The organism is Mycobacterium sp. SMC-21 (genome assembly GCF_045310825.1).
Taxonomy (GTDB): domain Bacteria; phylum Actinomycetota; class Actinomycetes; order Mycobacteriales; family Mycobacteriaceae; genus Mycobacterium.
This window is the reverse complement of the sequence record NZ_JBJIAO010000060.1, coordinates 1-19,093: the sequence shown is the minus strand read 5'-3', so window position 1 is coordinate 19,093 and position 19,093 is coordinate 1. Positions and strand designations below refer to the sequence as shown.

Annotated in this window: 14 protein-coding genes, 1 tRNA gene and 4 pseudogenes; 4 read left to right on the top strand and 15 right to left on the bottom strand. The window is 65.0% G+C overall.

Annotated features, from left to right (window positions below; translation table 11 throughout):
• Positions 1–108 precede the first annotated feature (108 nt).
• A complete protein-coding gene (locus ACJH6H_RS28605) occupies positions 109–1,440 on the bottom strand; it encodes a M20/M25/M40 family metallo-hydrolase (protein WP_318987366.1) in 1,332 nt (443 codons plus the stop codon).
• A 74-nt stretch (positions 1,441–1,514) separates the two neighbouring features.
• Here ACJH6H_RS28605 and ACJH6H_RS28600 point away from each other — a divergent pair.
• Positions 1,515–1,600, top strand: a tRNA-Leu gene (locus tag ACJH6H_RS28600).
• Here the strand turns inward: ACJH6H_RS28600 and ACJH6H_RS28595 are convergent.
• The 4 genes and pseudogenes from ACJH6H_RS28595 to ACJH6H_RS28580 form a co-directional block, all read right to left on the bottom strand.
• Positions 1,582–3,228, bottom strand: a complete 1,647-nt coding sequence (locus ACJH6H_RS28595; RefSeq protein WP_318987367.1) for a recombinase family protein — start codon at positions 3,226–3,228, stop codon at positions 1,582–1,584. The genes ACJH6H_RS28600 and ACJH6H_RS28595 overlap by 19 nt on opposite strands.
• 177 nt (positions 3,229–3,405) lie before the next feature.
• The gene (locus tag ACJH6H_RS28590) at positions 3,406–4,944 is read right to left on the bottom strand and encodes a replication initiator (RefSeq protein ID WP_318987368.1); all 1,539 of its coding nucleotides are present in this window, start codon (positions 4,942–4,944) and stop codon (positions 3,406–3,408) included.
• Positions 4,945–5,000: 56 nt separating this feature from the next.
• A pseudogene (locus ACJH6H_RS28585) lies at positions 5,001–6,408 on the bottom strand (FtsK/SpoIIIE domain-containing protein).
• Positions 6,409–6,510: 102 nt separating this feature from the next.
• Positions 6,511–6,837, bottom strand: a complete 327-nt coding sequence (locus ACJH6H_RS28580; RefSeq protein ID WP_318987369.1) for a hypothetical protein — start codon at positions 6,835–6,837, stop codon at positions 6,511–6,513.
• Positions 6,838–7,122: 285 nt separating this feature from the next.
• On the opposite strand from ACJH6H_RS28580, the pseudogene ACJH6H_RS28575 reads away from it, so the two are divergent.
• Together ACJH6H_RS28575 and ACJH6H_RS28570 are read left to right on the top strand one after the other, a co-directional pair.
• Positions 7,123–7,926: pseudogene (locus ACJH6H_RS28575) on the top strand (hypothetical protein).
• Positions 7,927–7,956: 30 nt separating this feature from the next.
• Positions 7,957–8,419 (top strand): annotated as a pseudogene (locus tag ACJH6H_RS28570) (NUDIX hydrolase).
• Positions 8,420–8,429: 10 nt separating this feature from the next.
• On the opposite strand, the gene ACJH6H_RS28565 reads toward ACJH6H_RS28570, so the two are convergent.
• The 7 genes from ACJH6H_RS28565 to ACJH6H_RS28535 all read right to left on the bottom strand — a co-directional run bounded on the left by ACJH6H_RS28565 (position 8,430) and on the right by ACJH6H_RS28535 (position 16,796).
• The gene (locus ACJH6H_RS28565) at positions 8,430–8,966 is read right to left on the bottom strand and encodes an HD domain-containing protein (protein WP_318987370.1); all 537 of its coding nucleotides are present in this window, start codon (positions 8,964–8,966) and stop codon (positions 8,430–8,432) included.
• 587 nt (positions 8,967–9,553) lie between these two features.
• The gene (locus tag ACJH6H_RS28560) at positions 9,554–12,643 is read right to left on the bottom strand and encodes an RND family transporter (RefSeq protein ID WP_346414621.1); all 3,090 of its coding nucleotides are present in this window, start codon (positions 12,641–12,643) and stop codon (positions 9,554–9,556) included.
• Positions 12,644–12,825: 182 nt separating this feature from the next.
• Positions 12,826–13,500, bottom strand: a complete 675-nt coding sequence (locus ACJH6H_RS28555) for a TetR/AcrR family transcriptional regulator (RefSeq protein WP_406776282.1) — start codon at positions 13,498–13,500, stop codon at positions 12,826–12,828.
• A gap of 120 nt (positions 13,501–13,620) precedes the next feature.
• A complete protein-coding gene (locus ACJH6H_RS28550; RefSeq protein WP_318986918.1) occupies positions 13,621–14,043 on the bottom strand; it encodes a DUF6188 family protein in 423 nt (140 codons plus the stop codon).
• A gap of 73 nt (positions 14,044–14,116) precedes the next feature.
• Positions 14,117–14,761 (bottom strand): TetR family transcriptional regulator, encoded by a 645-nt coding sequence (locus ACJH6H_RS28545; RefSeq protein ID WP_318986919.1) that lies wholly within the window; start codon positions 14,759–14,761, stop codon positions 14,117–14,119.
• Positions 14,758–15,231 (bottom strand): PaaI family thioesterase, encoded by a 474-nt coding sequence (locus ACJH6H_RS28540; RefSeq protein WP_318986950.1) that lies wholly within the window; start codon positions 15,229–15,231, stop codon positions 14,758–14,760. Before ACJH6H_RS28540 ends, ACJH6H_RS28545 begins: the two co-directional genes overlap by 4 nt.
• Positions 15,232–15,290: 59 nt before the next feature.
• A complete protein-coding gene (locus tag ACJH6H_RS28535) occupies positions 15,291–16,796 on the bottom strand; it encodes an MFS transporter (protein WP_346414624.1) in 1,506 nt (501 codons plus the stop codon).
• A 162-nt stretch (positions 16,797–16,958) separates the two neighbouring features.
• On the opposite strand from ACJH6H_RS28535, the gene ACJH6H_RS28530 reads away from it, so the two are divergent.
• On the top strand, positions 16,959–17,627 hold the full coding sequence (locus ACJH6H_RS28530; RefSeq protein WP_318986951.1) for a TetR/AcrR family transcriptional regulator: 669 nt from the start codon (positions 16,959–16,961) through the stop codon (positions 17,625–17,627).
• Positions 17,628–18,126: 499 nt separating this feature from the next.
• On the opposite strand, the pseudogene ACJH6H_RS28525 reads toward ACJH6H_RS28530, so the two are convergent.
• From ACJH6H_RS28525 to ACJH6H_RS28515, 3 genes and pseudogenes are all read right to left on the bottom strand, one after another.
• Positions 18,127–18,491 (bottom strand): annotated as a pseudogene (locus ACJH6H_RS28525) (transposase); the annotation flags it as partial.
• The gene (locus ACJH6H_RS28520; protein WP_406776281.1) at positions 18,376–18,690 is read right to left on the bottom strand and encodes a transposase; all 315 of its coding nucleotides are present in this window, start codon (positions 18,688–18,690) and stop codon (positions 18,376–18,378) included. The gene ACJH6H_RS28520 and the pseudogene ACJH6H_RS28525, both read right to left, overlap by 116 nt.
• A 139-nt stretch (positions 18,691–18,829) precedes the next feature.
• The coding region (locus ACJH6H_RS28515) for a hypothetical protein (RefSeq protein WP_406776280.1) at positions 18,830–19,093 on the bottom strand (264 nt) is incomplete at its 5' end.

The window sequence follows — 19,093 nt, the reverse complement described above, 5'->3', positions numbered from 1 at the left end:
GACAACCGGACCTGGCACCCCGACACGCCCCAAATCGCCACTGCGGCGGCTTGACACGGTCATTGAGAGTCCTTTCGGCGGTCAAACTTCGGTGGCGGGCAGGGTCGGTCAGCAGTGCGTCAAAAAGTGTTCGAGGACCTTGGCGCCGAACTGTAGTGCGTCAACGGGTACCCGTTCGTCGACCCCGTGGAACAGCGCGGCGAAATCCAGCTCGGGCGGCAGTCGCAGCGGCGCGAAGCCGAAGCACCGGATACCCAGGCGCACAAACGCTTTCGCGTCGGTGCCGCCCGACATCATGTAGGGCACCGTGCGGGCGTCGGGGTCGACGGCCAGGATGGCGGCATTCATCGCGTCGACGAGGTCGCCGTCGAACGTGGTCTCCACGCTGGGCAGGTCCCGTTCCCAGGTACGGGTGATGTTGGGACCGAGCAGCGCATCGAGTTCGCGCTCGAAGGCCTCCTTGCGACCCGGCAGGACGCGGCAGTCGACCATGGCCTCGGCCGTCGCCGGGATGACGTTGGCCTTGTAGCCGGCCTTGAGCATGGTGGGGTTCGCGGTGTCGCGCAGCGTGGCGCCCACGATGCGCGCGATGCCGCCCAGCTTGGCGATGGAACCTTCCAGGTCCGGCGAGGTCGGGTCGAGGTCGTAGCCGGTCTCTTCGGAGACCGCCGCCAGGAACTGCTCGACCGACTCACTGAGCACCAACGGGAACTGGTGCCGGCCCAGTTTGGCGACGGCTTCGGCGATCTCGGTGACGGCGTTGTCGTCGTGCACCATCGAGCCGTGCCCGGCGCGGCCGCGGGCCGTCAGCCGCATCCAGGACAGGCCCTTCTCGGCCGTCTCGATGAGGTACAGCCGGCGTTCGCCGCCCTCCTTGGTCGGCACGGTCAGCGAGAAGCCGCCGACCTCGCCAATGGCCTCGGTGATGCCGTCGAACAGGTCGGGCCGGTGGTCGACGAGCCATTGGCAGCCGTAGGTGCCGCCGTGCTCCTCGTCGGAGACGAAGGCGAAGACGAGGTCCCGGGGCGGGACGATGTTGTTGCGTTTCAGATGCCGCGCGACGGCGATCATCATGCCGCACATGTCCTTCATGTCGACCGCGCCGCGGCCCCACACGTAGCCGTCCTTCACCGCACCGGAGAACGGGTGCACGCTCCAGTCGGCGGGCTCGGCAGGCACGACGTCGAGGTGGCCGTGGATCAGCAGGGCGCCCCGGTTCGGGTCGGCGCCTTTGAGCCGTGCGAACAGATTGCCGCGCCCCGGCGCCCCCGCCTCGACATACTCGGTGGTGTAGCCCACCTCGCGCAGTTTCTCGGCCACCCAGCGGGCGCAGTCTTCCTCGCCTTTGGTGGTCTCCGGCTCGCCGGTATTGGACGTATCGAACCGGATGAGGGAGCTGACGAGGTCGACGACTTCGTCTTCGGGCGCAGTCACAGTCACATTCGTACCACCTCGGTTTTGGACTGAGCACCTCGATCCGTTAGCCTAAGCTGCCCGGCCAGACGGCTGGGCAGGTCCGAGTGGCGGAATGGCAGACGCGCTAGCTTGAGGTGCTAGTGCCCTATTAACGGGCGTGGGGGTTCAAGTCCCCCCTCGGACACATCCGGCGACACGACTTAGGTCGGCAGTCGCCCTCACTTGCCGCAGGTGCGGGTCGTAGTCAAGACGCAAACCCAGACTTGCGTACACCTGAGCGCGTTCCGCTCCGGTTGCCTTGCCGAGCACCGCCGCAAGCCCGCCCAATTCTCCGACCAACTCGCTGATCTGCGCCGCAGACATCGCGTGGGGTCGCTCCACATGCTCAAGACGCGCCTTCAGCTCGTCGCGCTCGGCCGTCCGGCGGCGGAGCGCAGCAGTCAAATCCTCGACGGCCACACCAGACTCCACCGCAGCGACCAGGGCGGCGATCTTGCTGTTCACCTCGCTGAGCTCACGCTGCAAGGCGGCATATCCGTTTCCTGCCGCCGGGTCCAGGTCTTGCCCTCGCGCGAGGTCTTCCGGATCGGCCAAGGTGGCGATCCATTTATCCAGTCGCGCGGTCACCTCGTCTTCCCGGAGATACACCGTCCGCGGGTGATCACTCAGGTCGACAGGTACCGAACGCGACTTGCCGAGCTCGCATCGGTAGAGAATGCGCGTTGTCTGCTTCCCTGGTCGGGCGGCCCCCTGCATCCGCCGGCCACATGCGGCGCAGTACAGCAGCCCACGAAGCGCATAGGGCACGGTCGATTCTCTGCTGCAGACGAGCCCAGGCCCTCGGCGCGCCTGTGTCCGAAGACGAACGGCCTGCGCCAGCTCGTCTGTGATCAGCGCTTCGTGCGTACGGCGGTCCGGTGCTATCCAGTCGGCCTCAGCACGCCACCGCATACGGGTTTCATACCCAGCGGCGACATCGTCGGGGTTGACCAGTACCTCGTATTTCTCCTGCTTGCCCCAAACGCGGACGCCTTGATACGCCGGGTTGTCGAGGATGGCGCGGATAGCCGAATGAGACCATCCTCGCGGGTCACGGTGCGGGTTCCTCGCGGGGTCATATTGGCTTGGCGACGGCACGCCGTCGTCGGTGAGCTGTTGCGCGATGTAACGCAGGCCCGCTCCGTCGGCGTACATCCGGTAAATCCGCTCGACGGTCGGTGACGTGGCGGGGTCGGCTTCGAGGCGGTGCAGCCGTTGCCCAAGATTTGCCTTGGCAATGTTCGGGTGTGGGCCCGCGTCGACGAGCCGGTAGCCATACGGTGGTCTGCCACCGAGGTATCTGGTTGTGTCCTGCGCGAGTGCCGACATCGCGGCGCGGACACGCATCTGGATACGCGCGCGCTCGCCCTTGCTCATGCCACCGAAGAGCGTCATCACGAGGTCATGCGCCTCGGAGCCGGGGTCGACCGCTCCACCGACCTCGGGTACCCACAACCCAACTCCGTAGTGCGTCAGCACAGGGAAAGTGAGCGCGAACTGAGGCCCATAGAACGCGCGGGCGGGCTCCCCGATCACGACAGCATCAAAGCCACGGCCACGAGACGCGACGTCATCAAGCAGACGTGATGCTTCCGGCCTTCGCTTCCAAGGCAGCGAACGGCTCTGTCCCACGTCGAAGTAGTCAGCCGCCAGGACTCCCCTGTGCGGAGTGATCAGGTCCAACGCGCGGCGCTTCTGCCAGCTTCGGCTCGCCTCCGGGTCTTGAGCATCCTCTGTGCTCACTCGGCCATAGAAGGCGAACCTGAGGCTCATGCCACTTCCCTCCCTGATGCACGCATCCGGTCCCGTACAGCCAGTATGACGTTGATCAGCGCGCAGTTGGCTTCGTGCGGAAGTCGAAACTGGTTGACTAGATCAATTTCAACACCTCCCTCTGACAGGTTCGGCGCATCGCATTCCGATCGACCATGCGCGGGCCGAGGACCTTTCTCAGCCATCACATTCCCCCGCCGGGTCCCAATGTTTGTCACCGACTTGGCGATGCCGTTCAGCAAGTCCTTCCAAGCGGGCGTCGATATGACGCAGGCTTGCCGAAACAGCCAACACGCGGTCGCCTACGGTAGCGTGTCCGGCGCGGTCGAATTCCCACCCGATGTCTTCACTAATCTGCGGCTGAGCATGTTGGTCCACAACGTGTTTCGTGTTGTTCTGACGAGACCATTGAGCGCGTTGGCTGCGCAGCGCGCTCATGGTGGTGGAATAACGGCGGGATTTGGTGGTGATGTGGCCTCGATAGCCGAGGGTGTGCAGCCATCGGTCGATCCCCACCAGAGCCGGGGTGTTTCCGATGCCGGACTGGGTGCCAGCAAGCACAACGATGGTGGTCAGGATCGACCGCACGTGCTCGGAAACATCAAGGGAAGCAATAGATTCAGCGGACAGGCGGCGGGCGGCGATACCGAAGTCCTGCAGGGATTTGGTGACGTACTTCGCGAGATAGCGAGCGACACGCCGCGGCGTCAAATGATCACTTGCCATAGCGGTATCCGAGTCTTCGTTGCCAGATGGTGCGGCTGCGGCCAGAGGCTGGGTATCGATCTGAGTGCCGAACCGCACCAACACAGTGCCGCTTGCCGTATCAAGATCACCAATTTCGGCAGGGGCAGCAACCGTGATGGCGATCTGGCGCGCGACGCGGTTGATCAGTGCTGCCAGAGCCGGCGCGGTGATTGGCGATTGCCATGGTGACTGTGCGTTGTGACGAGGCTCCGCGCCACCGGAGGTGGCACGGCCGTAACCAGTGTGGTCACCGGCCGTGGTGGTGTCGTTGACAGGGTCGAGGCGAATAAGGGCGTGGATGTGAGGAATGGCGCGGGCCTGCAGCTCCACGACTTTCACGAAACTCACCTTGACCGAGTCAGGATCGGCCCCGACGGTCTTCAGTTCGCACCGGGCGGCACGACGCAGCGCGATGGTGAAGCGGCGCCAGAGTTCGGGGAGGTACCAGGTGAACAGCACATGACTGATGTAGTCGTAGCAGTCAATGCATAGGGGCTGCCCGATCAGCGGGTCATCTCGGCAATGGGTGGTGCTGCACCACAGGGGCTTTCCATGCGGGCAACGCCGGTGTCCGCCATCTCTGGCGGCATCTCGGCACGCGGTCTCAGTGTGGTGGTGCACCGCGCCATATCCCGGCGCGGTCAGCGTGACGAACACTTGCGGATGTCCCACGATCGTGGCGGGGACGTCGTGGTGACCGCCAGCGGCGCCGGCGTGCACAAGTTGCCAAGTGTCCCTGGCGTAAAGGTCTGAGCAGGACGGGCAGACCTGGGCGCGGCGGTTGTTGCAGCGCGTCCACACCACCTGATGCCGGCCGTGGAGGTCAGCGCCGCTCAGTTGGATGGGGTGAGCACAGAACCCGACCGATTCGGCGCGACGCCACCAAGCGTCGAAGCCGGGTGATGATGCCCGCCGGACCATGTCACGCACCACCCTGTCCACATCGACGCTGGCGGCGGTGGCGGGCATACCTGGCAGCACCCACTCCGGGTTCCCCACCGCTCGGTCCGCTGAGGCTGTGCCGGTCACGACTTCTCCTGGTTCCCGGATGCGGTGGTGCGTGGGTGTGGTGCCCGAAAGGTGCGAGCCAGGGTGCTGATGTCACGGTCCGTGACGTGGAACGCCCGGATGCGGGTGGGCGTGGCGGTGCCGTCAGTCATCACATACCCGACACCCGGAGTGTGATCGCTAATGTCGTCGCAGACCGCGCCAGCGTCGCGGGCACCCTGCCCCAGGACCATCGCGGTTTGGGTGGCTTCGGTGAGCCGCAATCCGACCCGCACAGTGAACAGCTGGCGCACCGGGAGGGTGTCCTTTGCGGGGTCTTGGATGGCTTGCAACCACCGAGATGCCGACTGCACGGCCCTGGGATAGCAGCATGCCCAGGAGCTGTTCAATTTCTACGCGGAGTTTCCGATCAGTGAGATAGGCAGTAAGGGCAGCGATTTCGTCGATAACGACGACCAATAGCGGATCAGCGACAGTAGGTGTGTGTAGCCGGGTGTGGCCCCGCAACCGATCAGCGCGCCGGTGCATCACGTCGACCAGCGCGCGCAGCAGTTCCAGGGTGGCATTGCCGGCGTCGTGGGTGAACGCGGTGAACATAGTGGCGCCTGCGCCCAACTCCATTCCACCTTTCGGGTCGATCACGCACAAGCGAACCCGCCCGGTGCGCACGTGTGGTGCCAGGCCTGCGATCAGTGACCACAGGACGCTGCCCTTACCGGAGCCAGTAGCCCCGGCCACCAGAAGGTGATGCCCCAACACGGGTACCCGCCACAGTTGATGGCTGTCGGTGACCCCTGTCGGTATAGCGCCGCAATCCACAGGGGTGGCAGCGGTGGGCATAGGTAGCGCAATCGGGTCAGCCAGCGGGTCGCCGCGCACAATGGTGACACGCATCCGACCGGGCGCGATAGCGGTCACGGTGACGCGTTCGGCACGCCAGGCCGCAGCGAGCGCGTCAGTTTGCTTCTGCCAGTTGCTGATTGACTGACCGGTCACTACCGACACATCGATGGTGTCGGTGTGGTCCCCGATCGCGATCACCCGCAGGGCGGGAATATGTTCCCGCTCGCCGTGCTTGGTGGTCAGGCCGTGTAGCGCGCAGACCTGGGCCCAGGCGCGTTGATAGCGTGACCACCGCAGATAGGCGTGCCAGGGTGGGTTTAGCACCAGATGCTCAAAAGATTCCTCATCAAGGAATGCCCAACCCATGTAGGCCGCAACGAACCCGGCCAGGGTGAACATCCCAATGTTGTACCCCTGCCAGATGCCGACCCCCAGCGCGACCGCGGCCGGGACCCCGAGCAGCGGGAAACGTAGCGCCCACCACAGCAGGTGGCCGAAGGCGGTGACGATCGAGATAAGAAGGTCGCCGACCCAGTCCTCGTTTTCTTCGTTCCGCTTGTTGTTGCTTGCCGTGTTCGACATGCCGTCCTGTCTTTCGTGAAAGTGTCTGTGGGAGTGAGTGATCAGCCCGCCGACCGCCGCCACCTCTGCAGCGTGGTAGCCGGCGGGCCGACCTTAGGCGCGCTAGGAGCGCGGCGGCACGGCTTTTGCGTCGGCGACGGTAATGGCATCAGCCCCATAGGCGATTCCGTTCTTGCCATTTTGGTTCCACGGCAACGCCACCAGGTTCGATACCGTGACGGATTGCCCCACAGTGACTTTCGGTTCACCAGCCACGGTCACCGCCAGAATCTCGGCCCCGTCTGTATCGAGGGCCATAAGCTGCACCGCATACAGCGGCAAGCCAGTACCTTTGTCGATTTTCGGATGACCCGATTCGAAATCGATTCGCGCCTCAGCACTTTTCGTGCACATCCACGAGACCGCACTGGTATCGATTTTCAGTTTCATTGCTTCCCTGTCCTTTTCGTTGTCACGTCGCGCCCTGAGCGAGCGCTGAGATCACTACACGTGGACATCCCGGACATTCACAGAGACACCGAAGGACATCGAAGACACGTTGGACATCGGCGTGGACATTCGCGGACATGCGTGCGGACATGGCCATAGAACTGTCCGGCTGTTCCGCGCGCAGTTCGATGATGTCAACGCCAGAGATGGGGTTTATGTAAAGATCGTGGTCAGTCGCTGATTTACGGGTCGAGCGACTACCGCACAGGGAGGGACGGTGGCATCGTGGCGCTTACACCCGACGGCGACCTACCGTCCTCCAAAACCAAGAACGTTGCACTCGACCGGGCGCTACGCGCTAAAGGATTGTCCCCGCGCCGGCTTGCCGCGCGCATAGGGATTCACGAAAAGACGGTGCGGCGCTGGGCCACCGATGCCGATTGGCACGTCCAGCGGGAGAATGCCCACGCAGCAGCCCGCGAGCTGGGGTGCACACTGCATGACCTGTGGCCATCCCAGTTCCCGGCCGAACAACCCACCAATCGGCCCGTTACCAATTCCGCAGCAACGTTCAGCCCGACGATGTACGCAACCCGCACCCAGGTCCCAGTTCAGCTGTGACAGAGGCATTTTTCCAGCGCCAAGAAATCAATCGATATTCTGGAGTTCGCCGCCACGTTCTTGTTCGACACTCTCGATGGTTTCACAACCACCCTGGTCGAAGCCGCCAAACGCGGCGCCCAGGTGCGTTTTCTCGTCGGCGACCCCGGCGGGGACAACATGATCCTGCGGGGTGAGGAGGAAGGTATCGGCGACTCTGTCATGGCCCGCACTCGCAACTCCGTGGAACTGCTCGCTCCCCACGTCCAGACCCCGGGTCTGCAGGTGCGTACCCACCAAACAACGCTCTACACATCAATTTTCAAGGTCGACGACAGCATGCTCATCAACTTCCACGTCTACGGCTCACCAGGGCGCGACAACCCGGTGATGATCTTCTCTCGTACCGACGAGCCGCGACTGTGGGCGACATTCGTGGACGCGTTCACCCGCGTCTGGGACCAAGCACGACCACCGCCGAGACCGTAAGAATCCACCGCGACACGAGAGGCCCTACCGATGGCCCGGACCGACTATTACAACGATCCCCACCCCCAACAGTGTGGTTCCGTCCGCGTCGGCGATCGTCACCGACGAACAAGGTCGTATCCTGCTGGTCAAACGCCGGGACAACACACTGTGGGCTCTGCCCGGTGGCGGCCACGATATCGGAGAAACAATCGAACAGACCGCTATCCGGGAAGTCAAAGAAGAAACTGGGCTCGACGTGCAGGTCATTGGCCTGTCAGGCGTCTACACCGACCCCGCACACGTGGTTGCTTTTTCCGATGGCGAAGTGCGTCAACAGTTTTCCCTGTGCTTTACCACCACGGTCCTGGGCGGGCAGCTCGCGACCGACCATGAAAGTACCGACGTCGCCTGGACCGACCCGGCCGATATAGGCGCGCTGGACATGCACCCCTCAATGCGGCTGCGCATCACCCACTACCTGGACCAGAGGTCGGCACCCTACCTCGGATAACCAGGCCGGCTTACCGCCACGATTGCACCCGCCCCACTGCCGCAAGCAATTCCTCTCGCGACAAACTGACCGCCCGATGCAAGGGGTCTTCGGGCCCATACCGCTCCATCACCTCGTCCAAACGCGCTGCTGCAGACACCGGTGAACCGTCGGGGCCGGTCGTCAAGTCGCAGAACGTCAGCACGTCCAGAATCTCGGCGGCGGGCTCGGCGAACTCTTCCAGCCCTTCGATTCCACGCACCTCAGCTTCTACTGCCGCACCCGTATGGAATGCCACCAACGACACAACCGCCTCGGGAAAGCCCTGCGAGCGCAGGAACCGCGCGCCGTCCAGCGGGTGAAAACCAGTCTCACGCAGGTCCGACGCATACCCAATATCGTGCAGCCACGCCGCCGCCACCAGGCAGTTTCCGGTCTCGACGTCCAGGTGCGGCCGCATCCGCTCGGAGGCCGCCGCCACGGCCTGCACGTGAGCCCAGCGGCGCGGCAATCCGGAGAGATGCCGCTCAGCCAACCGCCTTGCACGCTCCGCCGGATCGCTACTCATGACACCAGCCTACGAGCCGGCCCACAAACCGCCGTCCTCAGACGCAGAATCGCTCGCCGCGTTCAGCGCATCATCTTCAGCCTGACTTCAGACCGGGGCGGCTACCGTCCGCTGGCGCTCCCGTTCGCCGCCCCGCGAAAACACCGGCCGGCACCACTCAGATCCCGAGCTACAACGCGTCGTCGAGCGTCATTCAGTCGGCTCGTCGCGGGCAAATGACCACCCTCGAACGCCGTCAATGACGATCGACCCGACCACGCAACTCACCGACGTGATCGCGCCTCAGTCCATTCCATGCACACGCGGCTTTGACCTGCGATGTGAGAACTTTCTTTACTGGGGTCAAGCCTGGGTCCGCCGCCTACCCCGAGCTGACGCCAACGTATCTATTTCTGGGAGTGCGGTTTCCGTTCCAGGGTCGTCGGCCCCGCAGCTGCGATTCCAACAGCATCGTGCTGGGCCGCTTCGATAACATCCACGGCCTCACCGATAGCGCCGGGCGGCCATTGCGGTTCAGCCAAACCCACCGGCTGCGCCATACCCAGACCACCGAATTGCACCGCGGGCGGGGCGCGGCCGGCCATGACTTACGTTGTGCCTACCGGCTCTCGGTGTGCCGGCGCGGTGGCGGGTGCCCGGCGCCGGGATGGACGTTGAGGCCACCAGCTGGCTTGACCGAGCAGGGTGGCGATAGCCGGAACGGTGAGGGTTCGCACCAGGAAGGTGTCCAGAAGCAGCCCGCAGCCGATGATCAGCCCGACCTGGAACATGATCGCCACCGACCCGATCATCAGGCCGAACATGCTTGCAGCGAAGATCAGGCCGGCGGAGGTGATCACTGATCCAGTGTTGGCGACGGTACGCAGCACCCCGACGCGCAGGTTGGCCGTGGATTCTTCACGCAACCGGGACACCAGGAGCATGTTGTAGTCGGCGCCGACGGCGACCAGGATGATGAACGCCAATAGTGGTACGGGCCAGGCGATTTGGTAGCCGAGAATCCACTGGAACACAATGACACCTATGCCCAGGGAGGCCAGGTAGTTCAGGATCACGGTGCCCAGCAGGTACAGCGGGGCGATGATGGCACGCAGCAGCGCCACCAGGATCAGCCCGACGATCACCAGGGTGGCGATAGCCAGTTGGGTGAAGTCCGCAGACAGCAGGCGCTGGATGTCGGCGTTGACAGCCGGGAACCCGGCGACCGCCACCCTGGCATCGGCCAGGGTGGTGTTGGGGCGGGCGGCGTTGGCGACGTCGGTGATCTGCTGGGCCAGGCGCATCGCTTGAATGCTGTAGGGGTCGGCGTTGGTGTCGATGGCGAAGCGGGCGGTTTTGCCGTCGGGTGAGACGAAGTGTCTGGCGAGGTCAGCGAATCGCCGGTCATCGAAGGTGGTGGCGGGCAGGAAGAAACCAGCGGCGGCGTCCGAGCCGGCGGTGGCGCGTGCCGAGTTCTGCAGGGCGGTGGCGATCGTGCTCATGCCGGTGAGCATCTGGATGTTGCTGTCGGCCAGGGCGTGCACCCCGGTGGCCAGCGCGCGCGACCCCGTGGCCAGTTGGCCGATTCCTTGCTGCAGCCGGTGGATGTTGGCGGCCAGATCGGCGGGGTCACCGAGGGTTTTGAACGCGGCGTTCATGGCGGTGACGGTGTGTTGAATGTCAGTGAGGGTGCCGGTCACGGTCGCATCGGTGGCCGGGTTGTAGTGGTCTCCTAGTGTGGCGATCTGGGTGAAAAATCCGTTGTCGCGCAAGGTGACCAGGACCGCGACTTGGTCACGGATTTGGGCGCATTCGGGGGTCGCCACACACCACGGGGCAGCGTTGAGGGCACCGGCCAGCGGGTCCAGGACACCGATGGCGTTCTCGGCGCGCTGGGCCAGGGGGCGGATGCCGGGGCCGGCTTGGATGGCCTGATCCACACCAGGTGCGGTGGCCGAGAGTTGTTGCAGCAGTGGGCCGAAACGCTGCATGCGGGCGCCGGCAGTGGAGGCCTGAGTGAGCACACCGCCCAGGGGTCCCATGGCGGTGCGCACGGCGGTGTCGAGTTGGGCGAGGCCGTCGGCGAGTTGGTCGGCCCCGTGGGTCAGGGCGTTCAGGTCGGCGCGGTGGGCGTTGGCGTCGGTGACCGATTGGGCCATCTTGTCGCCGATCTGCCCGTTCTGCCAGGACAGTTGGGCTTGCTCCAAGCGGGCGCCCGTGGGTCGGGTGACACCGGCGATCGAGACGACGCCGGGCAATTGAGCGATGCGGGAGGCCATTTCGTCGAGGTCGGCCAGCCCTTTGGCGGTGCGCATGTCGGTCGGGTTCTGCACCACGAGGAATTCGGCCAGGACCATGTCTTTGCGGAAGTGCCGGTTGAGCAGTTGGTAGCCCTGGTTGCTGGCGGTGCTGGCGGGTTGGCCGGCGCGGTCGTCGTAGCTGATGGTCATCGCGGTGGCCGCGGCGGCCAGCAGTCCCAGGATGAGCAGGCTGGCGACCAGCAGCGGTACCGGACGGCGCACCACCGCGACAGCGACGGCATTCCAGTAGCGGCGGGTGCGGTCGGGTTTGGGTTCGCCGATGCCGCGGCGGGCCGCCACGGCCAGCACCGGGGGCAGCAAGGTCACCGTGGCCACAAATCCGACGGCGACGGCGACCGCGCAGGCCGGCCCCAGTGCGGCGAACACGCTCAGCGTGGCGAACACCATGGACAGGAACGCCAACGCGACGGTGGCCGCCGAGGCCAGGATGACGCGGCCGATGCTCGCGGTGGCCGTGATGACCGCCGCCTCCGGTGGCGTTCCGGCGCGGCGTTGTTCGTGGTAGCGGCTGATCAGGAACACCGTGTAGTCGGTGCCGGCGCCGAGCAGGATCGCGGTCATGAACGCCACGGTGAACTGCGAGACCGGCAACCCGGACTGCCCGAGTCCCGAGAGCACGCCCCGCCCGACGGCCAGGCTCAGCGCGATGACCAGCAGCGGCAGCAGCGCGGTGAACAGTGATCGGTACACCATGAGCAGGATCAGCGCGATCAGTCCGGCGGTGGCGATCGACACTAACAGCAAATCGTGTTCGGCAGAAGAGATCTGGTCACTGAACGTGGCCGCCGGGCCGGTGACGTGGGCACTGACCCCCGATCCGGTGAACACCGCTGTGGTGATGTCGCGCACCGCGCCCACCGATTCGGCCGCAGTGGGATCGCCGAGCGCGCCGGCAATGCCCACCGGCAGGTACCAGGCTTTCCCGTCCCGGCTGACCGCCTGGGTTCGGGTGACCGGATCGGCGAGCAGATCCTGCACGAGCAGCACGTGGGCATGGTCGGCGCGCAACCGCTCGATCAACACCCCGTACCGCTGACGTGCCTGATCGCTCAGCCCGGCGGGGTCCTCCATCGCCACGAACAGCATCGTTTTGGAGCCCTGCTCGCCGAACGCGGTGCTCATCCGGTCCACGGTCTGAAACGAGGGCACATCGCGCGGAATCAGGTCCACCGACTGGCGGCGCACCACCGTTTCCAGCTGCGGGAACAGCAGGGCCAGCAGCACTGCCGCGGCGATCCACCCGCCGATCACCAGAGCCTTGTGGCGCACCGTGAACGTCGCGAGGCGCCCGAGTCGGGCGCTGTATTCCGACGACGCGGACGGGTCGGTGACCCGGCCCCGCCGCGTGGTGCCAGGCCCGTCGGTGCGATCACTCATGCTGCCCCTGCCGTCAAAACGGAACAAAAAGTATCGCTTCGATACTAATTGTTCCATTTCCGGCAGGGAAGCGTTCGTGCATAGTTTTTCCGGCTTCGGGCGCCGAATTAAGTTGCGGCAGCGTTATTTTCGTGGACGATAACGATGCCGGCGCAGCCTCCAGCCCGGCCCTGGCCTGGCGTTTAGACGGCGATACCCCGACACACCAGGGCGGTGATCGCCGCGGTCTGGGCGATCAGAACGTCACGGTCGGGTTTGTGTCCGTAGCGCAGGGCGATGCCGAAAGGGATCGCCACGATCGACTCGGCGGTAGCACCGATGTCGAGGTCGGGGCGGATGTAGCCGCGGTCGATGCCGTGGCGTAGCGCCGCACCCAGGATCGCGGCGCCGCTGTCATACATACGGTGAAACCGCTGCGACATTTCCTGATCCACCCCGGCGGCCTGCACCACGATCAGCTGCAACAGCCGCGGCTCTTCGGCGAGGACATCGGTGTAGGCCATGCCGATTGAGGACAGGTACTGACCGAACTCCTCGATGGAGGTGACCAGGCACGGCGTGGCCTCATCGATGGCAGCGCCCAGCCGGCCGTTGACCTGTCGCACCGCGTGATCGACGATGTCGCGCTTGTTCTCGAAATATCGGTAGAACATCGAGTGCCCCGAGCCGAGCCGCGCGGCGATGTGGCTGATCGAGGTCTGGTGATAGCCCCGCTCAGCGAACTCGGCCAATGCAGCATCAATGACCTCTTCGCGGACCAGCTCGGCGCGTTGGGCGCGCTGACGATCAGCCATCGTGGAGCGCGGTTTGCCCACCGCCGACGCCGCGGCCGTGGAGCTATTGGTCCGCTTACCCATCGCCAGCCTCCCGCACAAGTGGAACAAAAAGTATCCCTCCGATACTAGTTGTTCCACGTTCGCCGGGCGCAGCGTTCGTCAACAAAATTTTGGCGGCCCACGGCGGAGTCGGCAAAGCAATTAGCTTGCGGCAGCGCCAATATCACCGATGGGGAGGTCATGGCGCACGATGCGGACCTGCCCCGGCGGCAGGCAGGCCATGTAGCCGTGCCGTTTGCCGTACAGCTCCCAGGAGGCCCGGTCGCCATCGGGGGTGACATCGATACCGCCCCCGGTCGACAGCACAAGATGCAGCGCGCCGTCGTCGTCGCATTCGGCGTGGGCGCACGTCGCGCCGGCCATGTCGAGCAGGGCGCGGTGCTGCGGCGCGAAGTTGTGCGGGTCGATCACCACCTGTTCCTCGGGATACAGACCCACCGGCGGCAGGGTCAATTTCATCGCGGTGGCGATCACCAACTCGTTGTAGTCGTCGAAGTCGAGCACCAACCCCTCGTGCAACGAAACCCGCTGGATGGTGCAGTGCGTGATCCAAAGAGTGTGCATGACCGGCTCCTTTCGGCACGTCGTTGTGCACAGTCATGGTACAAAAAGTAGCGCAGCGATACCACAAGTTCCGCTATCGAATGTCGGTGCGCAGCAATGCCCCCAGCAGATGGCCGACGGTGCGGTCGATGCGCTCCCGCGCATCGGCGGGGGTGACCCGCCCACTGATCACGGCCGTGAGGTTGGCCAGCCAGATGTCGGCGATCAGACCGGCCAGGTGTCGCTCGCGCGGCGTAGGCGAGGGTCCGCCGAGCGCGCGGGCGAACATGTCCTCGATCACGCCGACGGCGTACTGCACAGCATCGGCCGCGCCGGTATCGGCCACCACGAACGCCCGCACCATCGCATCGGTCAACGCGGGCTCGTCCAGCCACCGTTGATGCAGCCGCACCGTCAACTGCGCCCAGCGCTGCGGTGGGGTCAATTCATCGGCGCTCCAGTCGAATTCGGCGTCCAGGCGCTCAATTTCGCGGGCCAGCACCGTCACCAGCAGATGCGTCTTGGACGAATAGTGCCGATACAGGGAGCTCGCGGCCGTGCCGGCCCGCGCAGCAACCGCACGCATGCGCACACCCTCAAAACCGTGCGCCGAGGCGATCTCCAGCGCCGCGTCGAGGATCTCTTCGCGGCGGCCCGCGACGACCACCGGACTCGGACGCACCGGTGGCGGGCGCAAGTACGTATCAGGCTCGCTCATCTGGACATCGGGCACGCTCATCGCGGCCCACTATCGCGCTCGACGCCGCCGCCGGCGGCGTGGCGCGCGAGGTCGGCGAACATCTCCGTGAACCCGGTGATGTCGCCGTGCGCGGCGAAATGGGCCGCGTCCACAGCGATAAAGACCGCCGCCGCGGTGAACCTGGTGACGCCGTCGCTGCCCACCCCGGTTCCCTCCACGCGTAGCACCCGGCCGCGACGATCCACGACGCGGGCGCGCACACGGTGGGTGTGGTGCAGCGGGACCGGTTGCAGATACTCGATCGTCAAGCTGCGTGTTACCGCCGGGGTGCCGGCGATCCACAGCGTGAAGCCGAGCACGTCATCGCAGGCCGCGGCGATCGCGCCGCCGTGGGCCAGACCGGGAGCACCGATGTGCCGTTCATCGAAGGTCACATCGGCGAACACCTCCGTGCCGTCGCGATAGGCCGTCAACCGCAGGCCATGCGGATTGTCGGGGCCACATCCCATGCACACCGGGGTGTGCGCGGGAAGTTGTTGTGGCACATCCTCATCGGCTACCGAGTCGCTCACGCGGCACCCGCCGGCTCACTCGAACTGGCCGGGGCGGGCACCACCGGCGCAGCCGCCTCGGGTGGCGGTGCTGATCGGCCCGGCGCCCACACGGCAACGATCAATGCCGACACTGCGCTGATCATCGCAAGCACGAAAGCCCCTGTCGCGCAACCATGAACAAACGCCAACTTCGCCTGCGCGACGGCAGCGTCAGCCGCGGGACCGACATGAAGCGCCGCTTGTGCCGCGGCCGCCAGTGAGTCCTCGAATGCAGCGCGCAGCGGCGACGGCAGGGCAGCCGCGGTCGCGCCGACCCGATCGCTGTAGCCGGCGGCCAGCACACTGCCCGCGATGGCAATCCCCATCGCCGCGCCGACTTCGCGGGCCGCATCGTTGACCGCCGCGGCCACCCCATGCTTGTGCACCGGGGTGGCGTCCACCACCGCTGCCGTCGACGGCGCTGTACACAGACCCAAACCGGTCCCCAGCGCCACCAGGGACCACACAATGTCTACATAACCCGAGTGCACGTCGAGCCGGCTCGCCAGAAACATCCCGACCGCCAGCATCCCCAGACCACCCGCCAGCATCACGCGCAACCCCCAGCGTGCCGCCAGCTGCGGTGCCGCCACCGAGACCACCACGATCGGCACAATCAACGGTGTCAGCGCCAACGCCGACCTGATCGGCGAATACCCGCTGATCAGCTGCAGGTACTGCACCAGCAGGAAAAACACCCCGAAAATCACCACGAAATGCAGCACCAGCGACACCGTGCCCGCCGTGAAACTGCGATCGCGAAACAACCTCATGTCCAGCAGCGGGTCAGCACGCCGCAACTCCACCACCGCGAACGCCACCAAACATCCAGCGGCGCAACCAAACAGCGCCATCACCACGGTGTCCGTCCAGCCGCGATGCGGCGCCTCGACAAGAGCGACCACCAGCAGACCGATCGCCAGCGCGATCACTACCGACCCCACCACGTCGATACGAGGATGGGCACCCTCGCGGGAAGTGGGCACTCGCAGCGCCGCGACCAGCAGCAGCACCGCCGCGGCGGCCAGCCCCACGAAAATCGCCCGCCACGACCAAAGTTGCAGCAGCACACCAGAAATCAGCACCCCGACCACTGCACCCGAGGCGGCCACGCCCGCCCAGATGCCCACCGCACGTCGCCGCTGGGCCACCCCGAACTCACCGGTCAGGATCGACAACGTGGACGGCATCACCAACGCCGCACCCACCCCAGCCGCCGCCCGCGCACTGATCAGCCACCACGGGGTGTCGAATGCCAACGGCACCACCGACGCCGCCGCGAACACCGCCAACCCGGCGATCAGCACGCCCCGCCGGCCATAACGGTCGCCGACCGCGCCCGCAGGCAAGACCAGGCACGCGATCGCCAAGGTGTACCCGTCGACTACCCACGTCAGCTGGCTCTGCGTTGCCCCGGTATCAACGGCAATGTTCGGCAACGCGGTATATAGGGCCGCCATCGAACCAATCACCAGCGCCACCGCGGCACACGACACGACTAGGGTCCACTGCTGCCCACGCGAGAATGATCTCTGCTGATCCGGCACGCTCAACACCCCTGTACATTCAGTTTCGCTGCGCTACTCGATGTACCATAACTGAGGTTGTCGACGAACACACCCGGGATCAGCAAAGGAGCCACAGTGAGAAATCAGGCCCCGCCGATACCGGACGACTATGACGAGGACATCGATCCGCGCCGCACGCGGTCACGGAACCGACTGCTCGATGCCGCCGCCAACCTACTCAAGACCGGCGGCGTTGAAGCAGTCACCATCGACGCGGTCACCAAGGCATCCAAAGTCGCCCGCACTACCCTCTACCGCCACTTCAATAGCTCCACCCAGCTACTCGCAGCGACCTTCGAACGCTTACTGCCGCAAGTCATTCCGCCCGAACCCACCAGCGGAACTCTGCGCGAGCGACTCATCGAACTGCTGTCACGCCAAGCCGACCTCCTCGCCGAAGCGCCGGTGCAAGTCACCACCCTCGCCTGGGCGGCCCTGGGCCCCGCCGAAACCCCCAGCGCCGACTCCGAAGGCACCCCGCACGCCAACGCTCACGCGCTGCGCTCCCGCGTCGTCGAGCAATACCGGCAACCCTTCGACAACATCCTGCAAAGCGCCGACGGCCGCCGAGAACTCGGCGACCTAGACGTCGAGCTCGCCATCTGCCAGCTCGTCGGCCCCCTCGTCTTCGCCCGACTGACCGGCATCCGCGCCATCACCCACAACGACTGCATCCGCCTCGTCGACACCTTCATGGACACCTACAGCGTCAACCCAGCCACAACAAGACCCGACGCCAGCTAGAACCAGCGAGCGTCCCACGGATGGAGTGTTCGCAGTAGGCGCACCGCCCAACCCGCATTCACCCTTAACGGAGAACATCAGCGGACGTCACTGCTCCCGATCAGGAACTCCGAAGCCAATGCCTCGGAAAAACACCAGATACCCCGGTGAGCACAGCGCTTACTACATAAGATCTGCAATGCAGCGGTGAACGAAAGCCCCTTGCATCCGCCGACGAGTTCGCGATCCCACTCGACCGACTCGCCGATCTGAGCGAAGTCCTCTCCGCCTATCAAGGCGGTTCTTCAATTCGTCCGTTCGGCGGTCCGCTGACCCATCGAGACCGTCGACGCACAGCTCGCCAAACTCACCGCTGGAGAAGGTCCGGGCGGAAAGCCCACACTGCGGATAGCGACAGCTACCCGAACGGCGTGACTGCGCACGGCATCACTACCGGCCACCCGTCACCATCGAACTTGCCAACGGAGTATCTCGTTAACGGTGTTTCCGGCGGTTTCCATCAGTAGGTCGCGGCTGCCGGGAATCGGTCGCCGAACGTGATTGCAAACGCGTCGAGCGCTGGCTTGCACCGCATCACCCATCGTGCCCTGCCGTGATCGCTCGGTGGAAGCGGGCGATCAAAGACTCAATAGCATTGGCGCTGCAGATGACTCGGCAGATTTCCACGTCGTAGTCCAGGAACGGGATGAAATCCGCCCAGGCGTTGCCCCACAACCGAATCACCGCCGGATACCGCTGGCCCCATTTTTCAGTCAGATCGTCGAACGCGGCCCGGGCGTCGGCGGCGTTGATCGCGGTGTAGGTCGGTTTGGTGTCCCGCTTGATCTCGTCCAAGGACTTGCGGGAAGTGAGCCGAAAAGTGTTGCTGTTTCTCGTAGCCCAGGTGCTCGGTCATCTCTTCATTGAGCGCGATCTCGAGCACCGCTTTAGTCATCTGTTTGAGCAGTCCGTCCGGACCGGTCAGCGATGGCCCCTGTTGCTGGGCCAGCCGCACCAGCTCGACCGCAGCCTGCTGCGCAGCGGAGGGCCCCGACTTTTTCTTCGCCACATCCAGTGGCGTCATCACGGCACCTTCCTCGCCGAGCTTCGCTCAGCGTGTCAGGCCGGAAACACCGATAAATCCACAGTCCCGAAGCTCTGGACACAGCTGACGCCCGGCGTATCCATCGATCATGGCTCGGAGTGGATTCTTCGCACTATTCTTAGCCTGCTTGCCGCCAGCGGGCCCCGAGAGCGCAGCGGAGACGGATTACGCGGGTACGACGAACGGCCGCTAATTCCCGCGATCGCCTCCAGCAGTAACGATCGCGCAACGGAACAACCTTGACGTACTGTCTCATCAGCAATCTATGTCTTGAAAGGCTGAATATGCCGGTGAACTTCGCCACATGTTGGCCGTCGTTGAAGATGACGATGTCGGCGTCATCGGTGTTGATGACGATGCACTGATGAGAACGCCCCGCTCG

What these genes read in the sequence shown, in the direction of transcription:
- ACJH6H_RS28595 (WP_318987367.1), bottom strand. Translation starts at nt 3,228, where the DNA reads ATGAGCCTCAGGTTCGCCTTCTATGGCCGAGTGAGCACAGAGGATGCT.
- ACJH6H_RS28590 (WP_318987368.1), bottom strand. Translation starts at nt 4,944, where the DNA reads ATGCCCGCCACCGCCGCCAGCGTCGATGTGGACAGGGTGGTGCGTGAC.
- ACJH6H_RS28580 (WP_318987369.1), bottom strand. Translation starts at nt 6,837, where the DNA reads ATGAAACTGAAAATCGATACCAGTGCGGTCTCGTGGATGTGCACGAAA.
- ACJH6H_RS28565 (WP_318987370.1), bottom strand. Translation starts at nt 8,966, where the DNA reads ATGAGTAGCGATCCGGCGGAGCGTGCAAGGCGGTTGGCTGAGCGGCAT.
- ACJH6H_RS28560 (WP_346414621.1), bottom strand. Translation starts at nt 12,643, where the DNA reads ATGAGTGATCGCACCGACGGGCCTGGCACCACGCGGCGGGGCCGGGTC.
- ACJH6H_RS28555 (WP_406776282.1), bottom strand. Translation starts at nt 13,500, where the DNA reads ATGGGTAAGCGGACCAATAGCTCCACGGCCGCGGCGTCGGCGGTGGGC.
- ACJH6H_RS28550 (WP_318986918.1), bottom strand. Translation starts at nt 14,043, where the DNA reads ATGCACACTCTTTGGATCACGCACTGCACCATCCAGCGGGTTTCGTTG.
- ACJH6H_RS28545 (WP_318986919.1), bottom strand. Translation starts at nt 14,761, where the DNA reads ATGAGCGTGCCCGATGTCCAGATGAGCGAGCCTGATACGTACTTGCGC.
- ACJH6H_RS28540 (WP_318986950.1), bottom strand. Translation starts at nt 15,231, where the DNA reads ATGGGATGTGGCCCCGACAATCCGCATGGCCTGCGGTTGACGGCCTAT.
- ACJH6H_RS28520 (WP_406776281.1), bottom strand. Translation starts at nt 18,690, where the DNA reads ATGACGCCACTGGATGTGGCGAAGAAAAAGTCGGGGCCCTCCGCTGCG.